The organism is Providencia sp. PROV116, assembly GCF_028482485.1.
Taxonomy (GTDB): Bacteria; Pseudomonadota; Gammaproteobacteria; order Enterobacterales; family Enterobacteriaceae; genus Providencia; species Providencia rettgeri.
This window is the reverse complement of sequence record NZ_JAMPQO010000005.1, coordinates 225345-240639: the sequence shown is the minus strand read 5'-3', so window position 1 is coordinate 240639 and position 15295 is coordinate 225345. Positions and strand designations below refer to the sequence as shown.

At 38.2% G+C, this 15295-nt stretch carries 15 protein-coding genes; 10 read left to right on the top strand and 5 right to left on the bottom strand.

Annotation, left to right across the window (positions count from 1 at the left end; genetic code table 11):
• Nucleotides 1-202 precede the first annotated feature (202 nt).
• The gene (locus PSE72_RS05350) at nt 203-1867 is read right to left on the bottom strand and encodes an ATP-dependent nuclease (protein ID WP_004909392.1); all 1665 of its coding nucleotides are present in this window, start codon (nt 1865-1867) and stop codon (nt 203-205) included.
• Nucleotides 1868-2269: 402 nt separating this feature from the next.
• Here PSE72_RS05350 and PSE72_RS05345 point away from each other — a divergent pair, with 402 nt between their 5' ends.
• From PSE72_RS05345 to PSE72_RS05315, 7 genes are all read left to right on the top strand, one after another.
• The gene (locus PSE72_RS05345) at nt 2270-3169 is read left to right on the top strand and encodes a lysine exporter LysO family protein (protein ID WP_115167661.1); all 900 of its coding nucleotides are present in this window, start codon (nt 2270-2272) and stop codon (nt 3167-3169) included.
• Between the two features lie 51 nt (nt 3170-3220).
• On the top strand, nt 3221-4702 hold the full coding sequence (locus tag PSE72_RS05340; protein ID WP_115167662.1) for a DUF2867 domain-containing protein: 1482 nt from the start codon (nt 3221-3223) through the stop codon (nt 4700-4702).
• Between the two features lie 98 nt (nt 4703-4800).
• Nucleotides 4801-5529, top strand: a complete 729-nt coding sequence (gene artP, locus PSE72_RS05335) for an arginine ABC transporter ATP-binding protein ArtP (protein ID WP_115167663.1) — start codon at nt 4801-4803, stop codon at nt 5527-5529.
• An 18-nt stretch (nt 5530-5547) separates the two neighbouring features.
• A complete protein-coding gene (gene artJ / locus PSE72_RS05330) occupies nt 5548-6291 on the top strand; it encodes an arginine ABC transporter substrate-binding protein (RefSeq protein WP_115167664.1) in 744 nt (247 codons plus the stop codon).
• A 12-nt stretch (nt 6292-6303) separates the two neighbouring features.
• Complete coding sequence (gene artQ, locus PSE72_RS05325) at nt 6304-7044, top strand: arginine ABC transporter permease ArtQ (RefSeq protein ID WP_004909379.1); 741 nt, start codon at nt 6304-6306, stop codon at nt 7042-7044.
• The gene (gene artM, locus PSE72_RS05320; protein ID WP_115167665.1) at nt 7041-7709 is read left to right on the top strand and encodes an arginine ABC transporter permease ArtM; all 669 of its coding nucleotides are present in this window, start codon (nt 7041-7043) and stop codon (nt 7707-7709) included. Before artQ ends, artM begins: the two co-directional genes overlap by 4 nt.
• A gap of 141 nt (nt 7710-7850) precedes the next feature.
• Complete coding sequence (locus tag PSE72_RS05315; RefSeq protein WP_115167666.1) at nt 7851-9008, top strand: hypothetical protein; 1158 nt, start codon at nt 7851-7853, stop codon at nt 9006-9008.
• Between the two features lie 70 nt (nt 9009-9078).
• On the opposite strand, the gene rlmC is transcribed toward PSE72_RS05315, so the two are convergent.
• From rlmC to PSE72_RS05300, 3 genes are all read right to left on the bottom strand, one after another.
• Nucleotides 9079-10212 carry a 23S rRNA (uracil(747)-C(5))-methyltransferase RlmC gene (gene rlmC, locus PSE72_RS05310; protein WP_115167667.1) on the bottom strand — a complete coding sequence of 378 codons (1134 nt, stop codon included), beginning with the start codon at nt 10210-10212 and terminating at the stop codon, nt 9079-9081.
• 9 nt (nt 10213-10221) lie between these two features.
• Nucleotides 10222-10737: a YbjN domain-containing protein gene (locus tag PSE72_RS05305; RefSeq protein WP_004909366.1), complete on the bottom strand. Its 516-nt coding sequence runs from the start codon at nt 10735-10737 to the stop codon at nt 10222-10224.
• Nucleotides 10738-10876: 139 nt separating this feature from the next.
• Nucleotides 10877-11203 (bottom strand): YbjC family protein, encoded by a 327-nt coding sequence (locus PSE72_RS05300; protein ID WP_115167668.1) that lies wholly within the window; start codon nt 11201-11203, stop codon nt 10877-10879.
• A 160-nt stretch (nt 11204-11363) separates the two neighbouring features.
• Here PSE72_RS05300 and PSE72_RS05295 point away from each other — a divergent pair, with 160 nt between their 5' ends.
• The gene (locus PSE72_RS05295; RefSeq protein ID WP_004256424.1) at nt 11364-11627 is read left to right on the top strand and encodes a GrxA family glutaredoxin; all 264 of its coding nucleotides are present in this window, start codon (nt 11364-11366) and stop codon (nt 11625-11627) included.
• 247 nt (nt 11628-11874) lie between these two features.
• On the opposite strand, the gene PSE72_RS05290 is transcribed toward PSE72_RS05295, so the two are convergent.
• Entirely contained in the window at nt 11875-12303 is a 429-nt protein-coding gene (locus PSE72_RS05290) for a secondary thiamine-phosphate synthase enzyme YjbQ (RefSeq protein WP_004909357.1), read from the bottom strand.
• A gap of 200 nt (nt 12304-12503) precedes the next feature.
• Here PSE72_RS05290 and ybjG point away from each other — a divergent pair, with 200 nt between their 5' ends.
• Together ybjG and PSE72_RS05280 are read left to right on the top strand one after the other, a co-directional pair.
• The gene (gene ybjG, locus PSE72_RS05285; protein WP_115167669.1) at nt 12504-13112 is read left to right on the top strand and encodes an undecaprenyl-diphosphate phosphatase; all 609 of its coding nucleotides are present in this window, start codon (nt 12504-12506) and stop codon (nt 13110-13112) included.
• Between the two features lie 851 nt (nt 13113-13963).
• Nucleotides 13964-15280, top strand: coding sequence for a serine/threonine transporter (locus PSE72_RS05280; protein WP_115167670.1), 1317 nt, complete (start codon nt 13964-13966; stop codon nt 15278-15280).
• The last annotated feature ends 15 nt before the right edge of the window (nt 15281-15295 follow it).

Genomic DNA, 15295 nt, shown 5'->3' with positions numbered 1-15295 from the left:
GCTTCCTATGAACAAAAAGAGGGCCTTGCCCTCTAAGATTGCTGACAACATTTAAAAAGGCGGTTCCAATTAGTTGCCAGCTAAAAACTAATGATCAGATTATATATCACTTAAGTTATCAATTAATTCAACATGTGATAAACCAGATAGAACCATTTCTCAATAATCAATCAACAACCAGTAAAATTTATCGATATCACCATTAATTTGCTTTCCCCCTTGCTAACCATGCCACGCGAGAAAACATACTTTTCAATTGCAGCGGGATACTATCTGGCCCTAATTCTGCGGCTCTATTTACAGTAGCTAGCGCTAAATCTGGTTTCGATGTACGAGAAATCGCCTTAATAATTACTCGCCTAGTTGAAACCTTTGCATTATCTGGAATATCAGCAATTTCATGATAAAGGCTTCTAAACCCTTCACGATATAGGAAATGTTCCATATCTGGTGCGGGTAGCATCGTTAGCCGATCCCTATCTGATGAATTAATTTTGTTGGCATAATGTGTCGCGGTTGCTGCATACTTACGCCCAGCCTCATCACCATCGGTTAAAACATGCCATTCAATGCCCATTTTATTGGCAAACTTCAGCAATGGTTTCAAACCACTTTGTGCAAATGCAATAACTTTTATTCCTTCAGTTTCAAAGTAATAGTTACACTGGCGCGAAAATTCATTCATCAACCAAATTTCCGTTTCCCCTTCCACTAATAACCAACAGCGAGCAAACAGCGCTGATGGGCGATTAAAGCGAATATGGAAAGAAATTTTACGTAATTCTTCAGCACTTAAATCATTTTCACTCAATCGATAAGCTGAAACTTTATTGGTATTGCGCACCAAACGGCACAAATCTTCCAGAGGTGCTAATGAAAGTAATTCCCCTGAGTTAGTCGTGGTAATCCGCTGTAAAGAAAATAGGCTAAATAACCCCCATGCGATGGAGAGCATAATCGGGTGTAAGCGCGTTTCTGGATCTTCAACGATTATCAATGGCCGAGCATGTTTATCTAACTGAATATTACCTTTTGATTGTAATAACGAAGAAAACATTCCTAAGATAATTAATCGAATATTGCGTTGATTTGGTTTTGCAATTAAACGGCTAATATTATCAAGCGCTTTCCACCCGCGCTTGCGCGGTTCTATATTAACAATTGAGCTATCCATCTTTATAAGATGTGCGCTCTGCCCTGAAAAATAATGGCTGAGCAGCTGCTGCATTGCATCAATACCATCACCAAGGTCTTCATCACTTAAACATTCCGGATTATTGACCAATGCATGGGTTAATTCTTTAATGCGAACGTTGAACAAATCACGTAAATCTTTTTGGCCTGTAACAATAGTTTCAGTGTTAAGTGTATGCAAAAAGCGGGCATCTCGCAGGCGAATAACCGGATACAACCTAATAATTTCTTTAATGTATTTACCTACATTATCCAAAGAAAGCTTATTACCACCTGAATTCAAAAAATTTTTATCTACAACTATCGTGTCATCATCTCTCAGCTCTGCGCTAACACGATAGAAAATATGTTTCAGGCCATCTCCGTTATCGACCCAAACAGAGTTAAGATTATGAAAACGATATGATTGATGACGTCCTTTTCGACGCTCACAAAATTTTAGAACGATCTGTAATGAGCGGTAACGCGATTCATCGTTCCCTGCTGGGTGATGAAAATCATGAAGGCTGAATTGGTAATCTGTATGCTCAGGGGAAAGAAGAAGGTCAAGTGCGTCCAGTAAACTCGATTTTCCCCAGGAATTCTCACCGACTAAAACCGTACTATTATTCAGTTCTAAAGAAAGCCGGTTAATCCCTCTAAATCCGTATATTTCCACACGTTCCAGGTACATATTACTCTCCTTGGAAGATTTTTAATTCACCCTCAATATTATTAGTTTTCATTACATACCGGGTGATTCCATCAATTGAACAGACTAAAAGACACTATTTAGAGCTTACCGATTAAGCGCCTTTATTACTATAAATATGTAAGCAAAATAAAAATACTTATAACAAAACAGCGAACTGTGTTGAGCATCTAATTACAGTGTTATAAAATAGTAAAACTTTCATTTTTAGTGTTTTTGACCTATTTTTCTTTCTTTAGCCAATAAAAAAATTTTATAACAATAAATTCTTTAAGCACAGGGCGCTAAATCAGGTTTATGCTTCGATAACCTAAATAAAAAAAATAAGCATAACCCTTTGTTTACATTAACCTAGTCGATGGGATAACCTCTAAGGAAACGGCCATGTATTCAGGACTCTTAATTATTCTTCTACCGTTAACACTCGGTTATCTTATTCCTATTAAAAATAAACGCATTCTCCATCGAGTTCATCAATCCCTGAATTCAATGGTATATGTTATTTTATTTTTAATGGGAATTACCCTCGCACTGCTTGAAAACTTAAGCGTTCACTTATTTTCTATTTTAATTTATGCAGTTACCTTTTTTGGTTGTATATTTTCATTGAATGTAATCTCACTGTTATTACTCGATAAATTTGATCCATGGAGAATTCCGCAACATAAACAAGAAAAACCACCTTCACGAATCAAAATGGTTCTCGAATCCTTACAGTTATGCGGCGTGCTACTGCTCGGATTTGCCGTTGGCTTGACGCATTTTGACTTTCTACACTATGCCGATAAAGGTAGCCAAGTGGCGTTAATGCTATTGCTATTACTTGTCGGTATCCAGCTACGCAATAGTGGCATGAGTATCAAGCAAATTTTAATCAACCGCCGTGGTACCACCATCGCGTTTGTCATGGCAATCAGTGCGTTAGCCGGTGGCGCATTAGCTGCGTTTTTACTCGATCTTCCGGTGAAAATGGGGCTAGCGCTGGCTTCTGGCTTTGGCTGGTACTCATTAACAGGCATCGTACTTACCGATGCATATGGCCCAGTCATGGGAAGTGCGGCTTTTTTCAATGATTTAGCAAGGGAACTTGCTGCCATCATGCTCATTCCTATTATTATCAACCGTTACCGCTCAACGGCTCTTGGCATTTGCGGTTCAACATCAATGGATTTTACATTACCTGTTTTACAACGCAGCGGTGGAGTTTCAATTGTCCCTGCCGCCATAGTTCACGGCTTCGTACTTAGTCTAATTACGCCAATTCTTATGGCCTTCTTTACATAGGTAAAATTTCAGTCACAATAGCCGTTAATTTGCGTGAAACAGGAAATTAACATGACAGATAAACAACGTGTTTTAGTGTTGGGCGCTAGTGGCTATATTGGTCAGAATTTGATCCCTAAACTCATTGAGCAAGGATATGACGTAACAGCAGGTGCTCGCCGTGTTGATTGGATGCTATCTCAAGGCTGGCAAGATACCCAATGCATTTATGTGGATCTTCACGACCCCGAAACATTAAAAGGTGTCATGGAAGGCATCGATATTGTTTATTTCCTCGTTCATAGCATGGCTGACCAAGCCAATTTAGTCGAACGTGAGCGCGCAGCCGCTCGCAATGTGCAACAAGCCCTTGAAGGCTCAAGCGTTAAACATGTTATCTATCTCAGCGCATTACAACACGGGCATACCTATTCACCACACCTAATAGCACGGCGTTTAACCGGTGATATTTTACGTGAAAGCCAAATCCCTGTTACTGAAATTCGTTCATCAATTATCGTTGGCTCTGGTTCTGCCGCATTCGAAATTATGCGCGATATGGTCTACAACTTAGCGATTTTAACGCCACCACGTTGGGTTCGCTCTAAATCGTCACCTATCGCTCTGTCGAATATTTTGTATTATTTAACGCAACTGGCAAAAATACCAACAACCGAGAACCGAATTTTCGATGCGGGTGGCCCTGAGTTTATTAGTTACCAAGAACTATTTAAACGCTTTATTAAAGTCAGTGGTAAACGGCGTTTACTTATTCCCATTCCGATCCCCATCAGTATGATCTCTGTGCATTTCATCAGTTTGATCACCTCTGTGCCACCGTCAATTGCTAAGGAGCTAATCCAAGGCTTGCAGCACGACCTCCCGGCAGATGATAAAGCGTTACGAGAACTGATCCCACAAACCTTAATTTCTTTTGATGATGCTGTTAGAACCACTTTAGCTGAAGAAGCCGATGCCGTTGATAACGCAGATTGGGGTTATGACCCAGAAGTCAGAAAACGTTGGCGTCCTGGTTATGGCTATTACCCAAAACAAGCGGGAGCAACCCTTGGAACAACGGCCAGTTCAGAATCGCTCTGGTATACAGTGCAACAGATTGGCGGAAAAAACGGCTACTTCTATGCCAATGGTCTGTGGAAAACCCGCGCCATCATGGATGATATGATGTTGAATAAAGTGAAATACGGCCGCCCCGATCGTGAACAGCTCCAACTCGGAGATGAGATTGACGGCTGGCGCGTGATTAATCTTGAGCCTAATAAACAACTTAGCTTGTTATTTGGTATGAAAGCACCAGGACTTGGCCGCCTAACTTTTACTATTCATGATAGCGGAAACCGCCGTTCAATCGATGTTCGAGCATGGTGGCACCCCGCTGGCTTTTGCGGTTTACTCTATTGGTTTGCCATGATGCCTGCACATTTGTTTATTTTTAAAGGCATGGCAAAACGCATCAGTGAGCTAGCTTATGAGCGGGATAAACAACTCGCTAAACAACAGCAAGCAGAGCAACTGACCGTTAAATCAGAATAAATTTAGCGTAAAAACCAAATTTTTATGCAGAAATTATTGCATAAATATGCTCATAGGATTAATATCGCAGGTAGTGAAATAAGATATTATTGGTACACATGAGCATTCAATTAAAAAACATCAACTGTTTCTATGGTTCCCATCAGGCACTCTTTGATATCAATCTAGAGTGTTCTGCTGGTGAGACTATGGTATTACTCGGGCCAAGCGGAGCAGGTAAAAGCTCGTTGTTGCGTGTCCTCAATTTATTAGAAATGCCACGTTCAGGCCTCTTAAATATTGTGGGTCAGCAATTTGACTTTTCTTCAGCTCCAGATGCGAAAGCGATTCGTGAGCTGCGTCAAAATGTGGGAATGGTATTTCAACAATATAACCTATGGCCTCATTTGAGCGTTATGGACAACTTAATTGAAGCGCCTTGCCGCGTGTTAAAATTGTCCAAGCAGGAAGCGCAAGCAAAAGCCTCTAAGTTATTAGAGCGCTTACGGTTGTCTCAATTTGCTGATCGCTACCCCTTACATTTATCGGGTGGGCAGCAACAGCGTGTTGCGATTGCAAGAGCACTAATGATGGAACCAAAAGTTTTATTATTTGATGAACCAACCGCTGCACTTGACCCAGAAATTACCGCTCAAGTTGTTGATATTATTCGCGAACTATCTGCGACTGGAATTACACAAGTCATCGTTACTCACGAAGTGGAAATTGCTCGAAAAACCGCTAGCCGTGTAGTGTATATGGAAAATGGCCATATAGTAGAACAAGGGGATGCAAGCCATTTCACTGCACCTCAAACAGAAGCATTTGCAAATTATCTGTCACATTAATAGATATAGGATTAAGCAATGAAAAAAATTATATTAGCTGCACTACTGGGCGCTGTAACCCTATCTGCAACTGCTGCGGAAAAAGAAACCATCCGTTTTGCAACAGAAGCGACTTACGCGCCTTTTGAAATGTTCGATAAGAATAACCAAATCGTTGGCTTTGACGTTGATTTAGCCAATGCCATGTGTGAAAAAATGAATGCAACTTGTACATTTACTCACCAATCTTTCGACAGCTTAATTCCTAGCTTAAAATTCCGTCGCTTTGAAGCATTAATGGCAGGTATCGATATTACCCCTGAGCGCCAACAGCAAGTGGATTTCACTGAGACTTACTACCCTAACTCAGCAGAATTTATTGCTGTAAAAGAAAAAATCAGCTCAGTAGAACAATTAAAAGATAAAAAAATTGGTGTTCAAAACGGAACCACTCACCAAAAATATATCATGGAACAACATAAAGGTATGACAACCGTTCCTTATGATAACTACCAATCTGCTATTTTAGACCTGCAAAATGGCCGTATCGATGCCGTCTTCGGTGATACTGCAGTTGCTGACGAATGGTTAAAAGCTAAAGGTAACGAAAACTTAGCCGCTGTAGGTGAAAAAGTGACTGATCCACAATATTTCGGTATTGGTTTAGGCATTGCAGTGCGTAAAGGAAATAAAGAGCTGTTGGATAAAATGAATAAAGCCTTAGCTGAAGTTAAAGCAGACGGCACTTATGATGCTATCCACAAAAAATGGTTTCAACAGTAATTGATATAATTAATGAGCAACTTTCTATTTTTAACAAGTGCCGCCGGTATCACCGTCGGCCTTGCTGTTTCTGCACTGGTTTTGGGGCTGATCCTCGCCATGTTATTTACTGCGTGGGAGTCCGTCCGTTTTAAACCTATTGCCTTTTTAGGGACTTGTTGGGTTACTTTGATCCGCGGTCTGCCTGAATTATTGGTCGTGTTGTTTGTTTATTTCGGTACATTACAACTGATCAATTTGTTTGGTGATGGGTTCGATATAAACCTCGGTTTTTGGCAAACCACTATTCAAATTGATCCTAGCATTTTCTTTGCTGATAGCGGTGAATTTGATTACACCCCATTTGTCTGCGGTGTTATTGCCCTCGCCTTGTTGTACGCATCTTATGCATCACAAACATTAAGAGGGGCTTTAAAAGCAGTACCTTATGGTCAGTGGGAAGCTGGTTTTGCATTAGGTTTAAACAAACGCACTATTTTCTTTCGGTTCATTATGCCGCAAATGTGGCGCCATGCGCTTCCTGGCTTAGGTAACCAATGGCTTGTATTATTAAAAGATACTGCGTTAGTTTCACTCATCAGCGTTAATGATTTAATGCTACAAACAAAAACAATCGTCAATAGAACTCACGAACCATTCACATGGTACGCCATTGTGGGTTTGATTTACCTTGCCATTACGTTAGTCAGCCAAGTTATTTTAAAACGTATTGAATTGCGTACGACTCGCTTTGAGCGAGGTGAATCAAAATGATGGATTTAATTTTAGATATTCTTCCCGGGCTACCAACCAGCTTATCACTGACATTTAGTGCTCTTATTGTAGCTTTTATCTTAGCGATATTATTTACTTTAATTCTTTCACTTAAAACCCCCGTGGTTTCTCAAGCCGTTAAAGTCTATATCACGCTTTTCACTGGTACTCCTTTATTGGTGCAGTTCTTCTTAATTTATAATGGTCCAAGCCAATTTAAATCACTGCAGAATTACCCAATGCTATGGGAGTTTATCTCAACCCCTTGGGTATGCGCCATGATAGCATTGGCACTAAATAGTGCAGCATATTCTACTTTGTTATTCCACGGTGCAGTTAAAGCTATTCCGTCAGGCCAATGGCAATCGTGCCAAGCCCTCGGGATGAGCAAAATACAAACCATGCGTATTATTTTGCCTTATGCCTTTAAACGTTCGTTATCGTCCTATTCCAATGAAGTTGTCCTGATTTTCAAAAGTACTTCGCTTGCCAGTACGATTACAATGTTAGATGTCATGGGCTACAGCCAACTGATCTTTGGTCAAAGCTGGAATGTGATGGCGTTTGTTGCTGCGGGAATTATTTATTTAGTGGTCAATGCAATTTTGACCATTCTAATGCGTTTAATTGAACGCAAAGCGTTGGAATTTGAGCACAGAGGTTAGTCTTTCTTTCTCGCCGACAAGTAAAAAAAGCTTGGTATTATGCCAAGCTTTTTTTATTCGCTCAATCGGATTTTTAAAGAGTACTTTATTTGCAAATGTAATAATTAAACTAATTAAATAGATATGATTAATGAGTTTATTATGAAAAAAATTCAATTTGATATTCCTTTTGAGCAAGAAAAACTACTTACATACTTTAATAAAAAAGAAAATAATTCCCTAAGAAAAAAACTCACTCAAGTCAGAAACACCTCTAACGCTAGCAATGGGATTTGCCATGGTTTATCAAACCTATACCTTCTTAATGAAAACAAGAATGAAGGAGATAAACTAATTGAATCGATGGGAGCTGCTTTAAAATCTATAAAATCCCAAAGAGATCGTTTAAGAAATAAAAAACAAAATGATGTTGAAATAAGTTTATTAAATAAACAAATAGTCAATGGCCTGAATATTCAGATTAGTTATGAACGCGCATATTATTTCAATAAAATCGCACACAAAATAGACTCATTACTCATTGATAAAAAAAAGAATAAATCATCATTCATCAATAAAAATACAGATATTAAAATTGATAAAAATTTAATATCATTAGAAAACAAGGAAAAGGGTCGTAATATAAGAAATCTATACGATATAACCCATCTACTAAAGAAAAACATATCTCATATCAATAAAAATGTAAGTTACTTAGATAATAAATACGAAATTATAGATTTGATTACCTTTTACTATAATTTAGTTAAAAAAAATAAAGAGGATTCAATAGAAATTTACTATTGCCATGAAATATTGAATGAGACAATAAAAAATAAAATAATATCTGACTTGCCATTAAATGATGAGGAAATTAAAATTTTTCTAGCTAATGCTTTTGGGTTTATATCTAAACTAGAAATGTATAAAAATACAGCTAAAAATATAAATTTTGGATTAATCAATGATATAAGCCTACCTATTTGTGACTATACAAACTTACAAATAAATAAAAACCAATCAACTATTGAAAATCTAAAAGCTGAAATAGAGAATAAATTAAAATCTAACAATGATTATTATTCATTGATTTCTTATGATGGTCATTGCATGGCAATTTCAATTAAATACGATAAAAACAATCATATATATAAGTTTTTTGACCCTAACAGAGGTATAAAAAAATATGATAACGAAAATGATTTTTTAGAGAACCTAAAATATTTGCTCACCTACCATAGTGATAAACTGGCACCTAATCATATAGATGAATTTAAGTTTAGAGTATTATCTATGGATTCATTCCTGCTAAAAAATTAAATTAATTACCCAAATGATATAACGAATATTGTATTGTCGGTTCTGTACAGTAAAGTCCATCACATGGCTTTTACTGTACAATACGCTTTAACAATGTCAGCACTTCAAAGTGTGCAGTATGAGGAAATAAGTCGAATAACTGGATTTTACAGACTTGATAGCCAGCCAACAGTTGTAAATCTTGCGCCATGGTTTGTGCGTTGCAGCTAGAGTATAGAATATATTCAGGCTGCATATGCGTAAGGTAATCGCATAACTCTTTACCAATTCCTCGGCGTGGCGGATTGACTAAAATAAGCTGAGGGATATCCTGATTCGCCGTGGCAAAACGCGTTGAATCAAGGGCTTTAAACTCAACATGCTTTAATCCAAGTTCATCCGCGGATTGCTGTGCGCTGGCAATCGCTGGCGCACTAATTTCTATCCCTGTTAAGCGAGTGTCTTTTTCAGCACAGTGCAACCCAAAGCCGCCCACGCCACAAAACAGATCCCACAAGCTATCGATATCTAACGCTTTAACCCATTCCCTTGCAGTTTGGTATAATTTGGCAGCCACTATAGGATTCGTTTGGAAAAAACCTTGCGGGCGAATAAATAAAGGGACTTGATTAAACTCTTCACGGAGTGTGTGCTGCTCCGTTAAGAAAATCTCATCCTCACCTTCAAGTATTGCCATATGCACGGGTTGAATATTGGCGGTGATCACCTCAAGCTGTGGCAACTGTCCTTGTAGCCATGGCAGTGCCTTTTTTAACTGCTCAATTTTTTTCTCTGAGCGCAACACAAACCGCAGCATAAATTTCCCAGTATAATGACTTTGAGTCAATAATAGGTATTTTAACTCACCACGTTTGCGTTCAATGTTATAAGGCGTCAGCCCTGCCCTTGCAATAAAAGGAATAATTGCACTAAACACATCAGAAAAGGCATCTGGATACAACGGGCAGTCCGTTAAATCTACACCTTGCCCATCTCGCCCAACAATACCTAAAATTGGCTTCTCAACACTACCACTAACGACCATTTTAGCTTTATTGCGAAAAGCCGTTTGCGGCCCTGTAACTGGAGGCTGAAATAGGGAGGTATCAATAGCAGGTAAAAGAGCCTGTAGTTGGCTCTGCTTTTCAATAATTTGCTGTTCAGGAGTTAGTGTCAGCCATTGGCATGAATGGCATTGCCCAGTGGCATACTTTTCACAATGCATAACAAAGACTTAGTGGAGTATTATCGAAGGTTTGTCGTCAAGAGAATGCTCAGAGTCTTCATCAGAATTGTCATCGTCTTCACTGAAATCATCTTGATTCGCATACAGCAAGTTATTGCTAAAAATTTCAAATACAATAGCTGAAATTTGTTCTTCTGCTTGCTGTAAAAAATGACCGAATTGACGATACGTCATTCCTGCTGCTAATGAAAATGATTGGCTAACAATCAATTTAGGCAAGTTTTCATTATTTATTTCAAGGAAAACTTTTGCCGTTAATGAGCTGGCATTAATTTGGCTGATATTCGCCACTAACGTCACAATCGCTGTCGGTTTGAGCTCAGCTAATGCAGACAACACCAAAACATTATTTAAAATATCGAGCTTCGCATCAAAAATACCGTCAATATTTTGCATATGAGGTAAATGTAATGCAGAGCAGGAATCACACTCGAAATAAGAGGTTTTGAGTTGGTCTAGCCATTCACGTAACTTAGTGATGTCAGGGTAACAAATAGAATCCATGGGCAGTAACCTTCTTCAACTCAAAATAGTCGTGCAATATTGATTTGTTAGGGTTTTGGCACATTTTCCCCCTAACGAAAAAACGAATAATTCTCACATATTGTAGGCCGAAACACCAGTAAAACCGCGTTTAATCTGCTTATTCATCGAGTTTATTATCTGTAGAGTCCAACTTTTTAGAAGCTTTCTTTTCTGGTTGTTTATTATCTATCCCCAAAAAACTCAGGCTATGAATTGCCCGCCAGACAATATTAATCATTGCTGGTACCAAACAGCCAATACCGACCATAATAATGCTGACGATCGCTCCTGGCCGCATTAAAGGCTCCGGCAGCGTGATATAGTCATTTAATGCCAACAACACAATGATAAGCAGAATGATCCCAACACCTTCTAACACGATAATGGGCTTTGGCATATCCGCCAATGAACGCATCGTCCCTTTAGACTGAGGTTTATTACTCATTCTTCTCCTCCTCTCATTATTGTGTCTTTTCCTCAAACTGAGGATTATATGCCATACCTATAGGTATAACAGGAAAATTCGACTTTTATTTCATAATTTATGTAGGCATAGTATTGAGCATTGCAATTAGAATCTGAGTTCAAGATAAAAAGGAGATACTATGTATACTGTTATTTTTGGTCGTCCTGGCTGCCCATACTGCGTTCGTGCAAAAGAACTCGCTGAAAAACTGAAAAATGAGCGTGAAGATTTTGACTACCGCTATGTTGATATTCAAGCAGAAGGTATTTCTAAAGAAGATTTATCTAAAACTGTCGGCAAACCTGTTGAAACCGTTCCACAAATTTTCATTGATGAGCAACACATTGGTGGATGCACAGATTTCGAAGCTTACGCAAAAGAAAATTTAAATCTTTACAAATAGTTAGCCATATCCGTTTTTCATCTCAACAAGCAAAGTTGTTCACTTATTTATAGGTGCTGACACTTTGCTTGTTCTTTTTGTGCTATTTAAGCCAAATTTAATAAAAATATTGCACTTTTTTTCATCTAAGTGAGAACTTTCTTTTTTAGACGGAGTCTTAATTAATGCCACTGCTTTTCTTTGATGTCCCCATATTGAGGAGCCCGATAGCCAACTTTTTGTTTTCCTGCTATCGGGTTTTTTGTTTTTAACGGCTGAGTTCACCCTGTAATGTAATGATTAACCTACGTTTTCCACCATAATTTCGATGCTCACATAAATAAATCCCCTGCCACGTCCCCAAGTTTAAACGCCCTTTAGTAATCGGAATAGTCAAACTTGCACCCAATAAACTGCTTTTTAGGTGAGCTGGCATATCATCACTTCCTTCATAATCATGTTTATAATAAGGCTCATTTTCAGGAACGGCCTGATTAAAAAAACTTTCGAAGTCTTCTCTGACAGTGTAATCCGCATTTTCATTTATCGTTAAAGATGCCGATGTATGTTGAATAAAAATATTGGCTAAACCAACATTGATTAAGCTAAGTTCGGGAAGTTGCTTGAAAATTTCTTCTGTCACTAAATGAAATCCTCTTGCTTTTGCGCTAAGTTGTATCTCTTTTTGCCACCACATCACTTTTTCTTCCTTTTACTTTTCTATGTCTGTTACTGCACTAAATAATTATTGAGTAATAGTTAAACCGCAAGTAAATTTGTCGCACAAAGCTTTCAATAATAAGACAAAGGGACTTTACCTGCGAGGTAAGACACTTTAACCTCCTATCTTTATGTATCTACCCTGTCTTACTCACTATTTGCCCGAGGTACTGAACTGTGCTGGAACAACTGAATCTTGATCTTTTCAATTTGATCAATGCCACACCCGAGACCGCAAGTGGAACCATTGCAATAGCCAATGTGATTGCTAAGCGCTTAATTCTCTTATTTCCACTTTTTACGGTTGCCTGTTGGTTTTGGGGTGCCCAGCCAAATATGACTCGCCAACGTGCCTTTGCCTGTAAAGCCGCTATTGCTATCGTCATTGGTTTAACTATCTCATGGTTAATTGGTTATTTTGCTCCATATGACCGCCCATTTGTCATGGGAATTGGCACCAATTTCTCCGAACATAAGGCCACGCCTTCATTCCCAAGTAACCATGGTACGATTGTGTTTACATTCGCTTTTGCGTTTCTTTTCTGGCTCAGGACTTGGGTAGGGCTTGTAATGATGATCCCTGCGGTTGTGATTGCTTGGTCACGTATTTACCTCGGTGTTCATTGGCCTTTAGATATGGCTGGTGCTTTCATACTTGCAATGGTGGCATGCGGCTTAGCTCAAATTCTCTGGTCTCTTGGTGCGAATAAAATTCAATTACCTATCACGCAACTATATAGCTTTATTTTTGCTCCTCTTATTCGTAAAGGCTGGTTTCAGCCATAACAACGTATATTCAAATACTGGCATTAATTAATGCCAGTATTCTTCGCATTATAAAAATTGCGCTAAATCAAAGTTTCTGTTTATTTTCACTTTCATCATTAAAACTTTTTTTAAGTTATCAATAAAATTATTAAAACAATTAATTAACAAATATTTCGTTACCTTTTTCAATTATTTTTTTCGTTGCGAAAAAAGTGACAAATATAGGTCTGAGAAAAACGTAAAATAATTAATGTATAGTTCTATTCTCTCCAATTTTTAAACTAATTAATCACGCAATAAACCAATCAGCAAATAAAAAATATCCCGTTGTTTTTCATATAAATACAAAAATACACAGCCTAGAAAATCGTACTACCATTACAGTACAGTTCAATATTCACATTGATATAGATGATATTTTAGCCAGCTATATTTCGATCATTAATATAATAATATTTTTCTAACAGAATATTATTCTGCTCATATTCCAGCAAAGCAAAACTTATTTACTCAGTATTTAATTGCTAACAAAAATAAACTTAACGCAAATTTATTTAACAATTTTATAAAATGTGATTATTTTGCGCAATTTTGGGGGATATTTCTCTTTTGAGATAATGATCACGGCATTTTATTCTGGTAAAATATAAATTCACACACTCAAAATCCACTGTTAAAATTAAATGATAAAAATACAAAACTGATTGAAAATCAATTTACCGTAAATTTTAGTTTTATTTCCAATCAGATTGTTACGCAAAAGAAAACAATTGTTATTGAGTAATTGTTCGTACCTAAAGATTAAAAGTTCGTAACGCAATTGCCGTTACGCTAAATGATTTTTTTGACTTATATTTTCGGAGACTATTATGGATGCAACAAAAGTTGGTTCCATCGACAAAACAGCCTCGCAAACAGTAACGAGTAATGCTTGGCGCAAAACTGACACAGTATGGATGCTGGGTTTATATGGTACAGCTATCGGTGCTGGGGTGCTGTTTTTGCCAATCAACGCAGGTATGAGTGGTTTATTACCTGTTTTACTGATGCTGGTATTAGCCTTCCCAATGACATTTTTTGCTCACCGTGGGTTAACACGCTTCGTTCTCTCTGGTTCAAAACCTGACGGTGATATTACTGAAGTCGTCGAGGAACACTTTGGTCGCACAGCAGGTAACTGGATCACCCTACTCTACTTCTTTGCTATTTACCCTATTCTTCTTGTTTATGGTGTTTCCATCACTAATAACGTCAATAAATTCTTAACCGAATTATTGGGCGTTGGCGCACCGCCACGCTGGTTACTTGCCTTAATCCTTGTCGGTGGAGTCATGGCGATTGTGGCATTCGGTGAAAAATACATCGTCAAAGTCATGAGTATGTTAGTGTTTCCATTTATCGCCGTACTGGTTGCATTCTCACTGTATATGATCCCACACTGGTCTGGCGATGTACTAAATACCTTAACTTGGGAAGGTATCACTGAGGCAACAAAAAATACGGGTGGGCAAAGCATTTGGGTCACTATTTGGCTGACAATCCCTGTGATGGTATTCGCATTTAACCACTCACCAATTATTTCTGCTTTCTCTGTGGCAAAACGTGAAGAATACGGTGATGCCGCTGAACAAAAATGCTCACGGATCCTTGCCTCCGCACACATTTTGATGGTGCTGACCGTCATGTTCTTCGTGATCAGCTGTGTATTTACCTTATCTTCAGCGGATCTCGCACAAGCTAAAGCACAAAATATTAGTATCCTTGACTACTTGTCTGGCTATTTTGACCAGCCATTCATCAAATATGCTGCAGCAATCATTGCATTTATCGCAATTATTAAATCTTTCCTCGGCCACTATTTAGGTGCTCGTGAAGGTTTCAATGGCTTAGTTGAACGTGCTTATCGTGCAAAAGGTAAAACCATTGATGTTCGTAAGTTAAACCGCGGTACTGCAATTTTCATGTTAGTCACCACTTGGATAGTAGCAACATTAAACCCGGGTGTATTGGATATTATTGAAAGCCTCGGTGGCCCAGTTATCGCTATCTTACTGTTCTTAATGCCAATGTATGCAATTAGCAAAGTACCTGCGATGCGTAAATACTCAGGTAAAATCAGTAATGTATTTATCGTAATTATGGGTCTGGTCGCTATCTCTGCGGCAACATATAAGTTATTCTTCTAATTGAAGCCACTAGGT

Bases quoted from the DNA above. Each gene is read 5' to 3' on its own strand.
- PSE72_RS05350 (WP_004909392.1), bottom strand. From the start codon at position 1,867: ATGTACCTGGAACGTGTGGAAATATACGGATTTAGAGGGATTAACCGG.
- PSE72_RS05345 (WP_115167661.1), top strand. From the start codon at position 2,270: ATGTATTCAGGACTCTTAATTATTCTTCTACCGTTAACACTCGGTTAT.
- PSE72_RS05340 (WP_115167662.1), top strand. From the start codon at position 3,221: ATGACAGATAAACAACGTGTTTTAGTGTTGGGCGCTAGTGGCTATATT.
- artP (WP_115167663.1), top strand. From the start codon at position 4,801: ATGAGCATTCAATTAAAAAACATCAACTGTTTCTATGGTTCCCATCAG.
- artJ (WP_115167664.1), top strand. From the start codon at position 5,548: ATGAAAAAAATTATATTAGCTGCACTACTGGGCGCTGTAACCCTATCT.
- artQ (WP_004909379.1), top strand. From the start codon at position 6,304: ATGAGCAACTTTCTATTTTTAACAAGTGCCGCCGGTATCACCGTCGGC.
- artM (WP_115167665.1), top strand. From the start codon at position 7,041: ATGATGGATTTAATTTTAGATATTCTTCCCGGGCTACCAACCAGCTTA.
- PSE72_RS05315 (WP_115167666.1), top strand. From the start codon at position 7,851: ATGAAAAAAATTCAATTTGATATTCCTTTTGAGCAAGAAAAACTACTT.
- rlmC (WP_115167667.1), bottom strand. From the start codon at position 10,212: ATGCATTGTGAAAAGTATGCCACTGGGCAATGCCATTCATGCCAATGG.
- PSE72_RS05305 (WP_004909366.1), bottom strand. From the start codon at position 10,737: ATGGATTCTATTTGTTACCCTGACATCACTAAGTTACGTGAATGGCTA.
- PSE72_RS05300 (WP_115167668.1), bottom strand. From the start codon at position 11,203: ATGAGTAATAAACCTCAGTCTAAAGGGACGATGCGTTCATTGGCGGAT.
- PSE72_RS05295 (WP_004256424.1), top strand. From the start codon at position 11,364: ATGTATACTGTTATTTTTGGTCGTCCTGGCTGCCCATACTGCGTTCGT.
- PSE72_RS05290 (WP_004909357.1), bottom strand. From the start codon at position 12,303: ATGTGGTGGCAAAAAGAGATACAACTTAGCGCAAAAGCAAGAGGATTT.
- PSE72_RS05280 (WP_115167670.1), top strand. From the start codon at position 13,964: ATGGATGCAACAAAAGTTGGTTCCATCGACAAAACAGCCTCGCAAACA.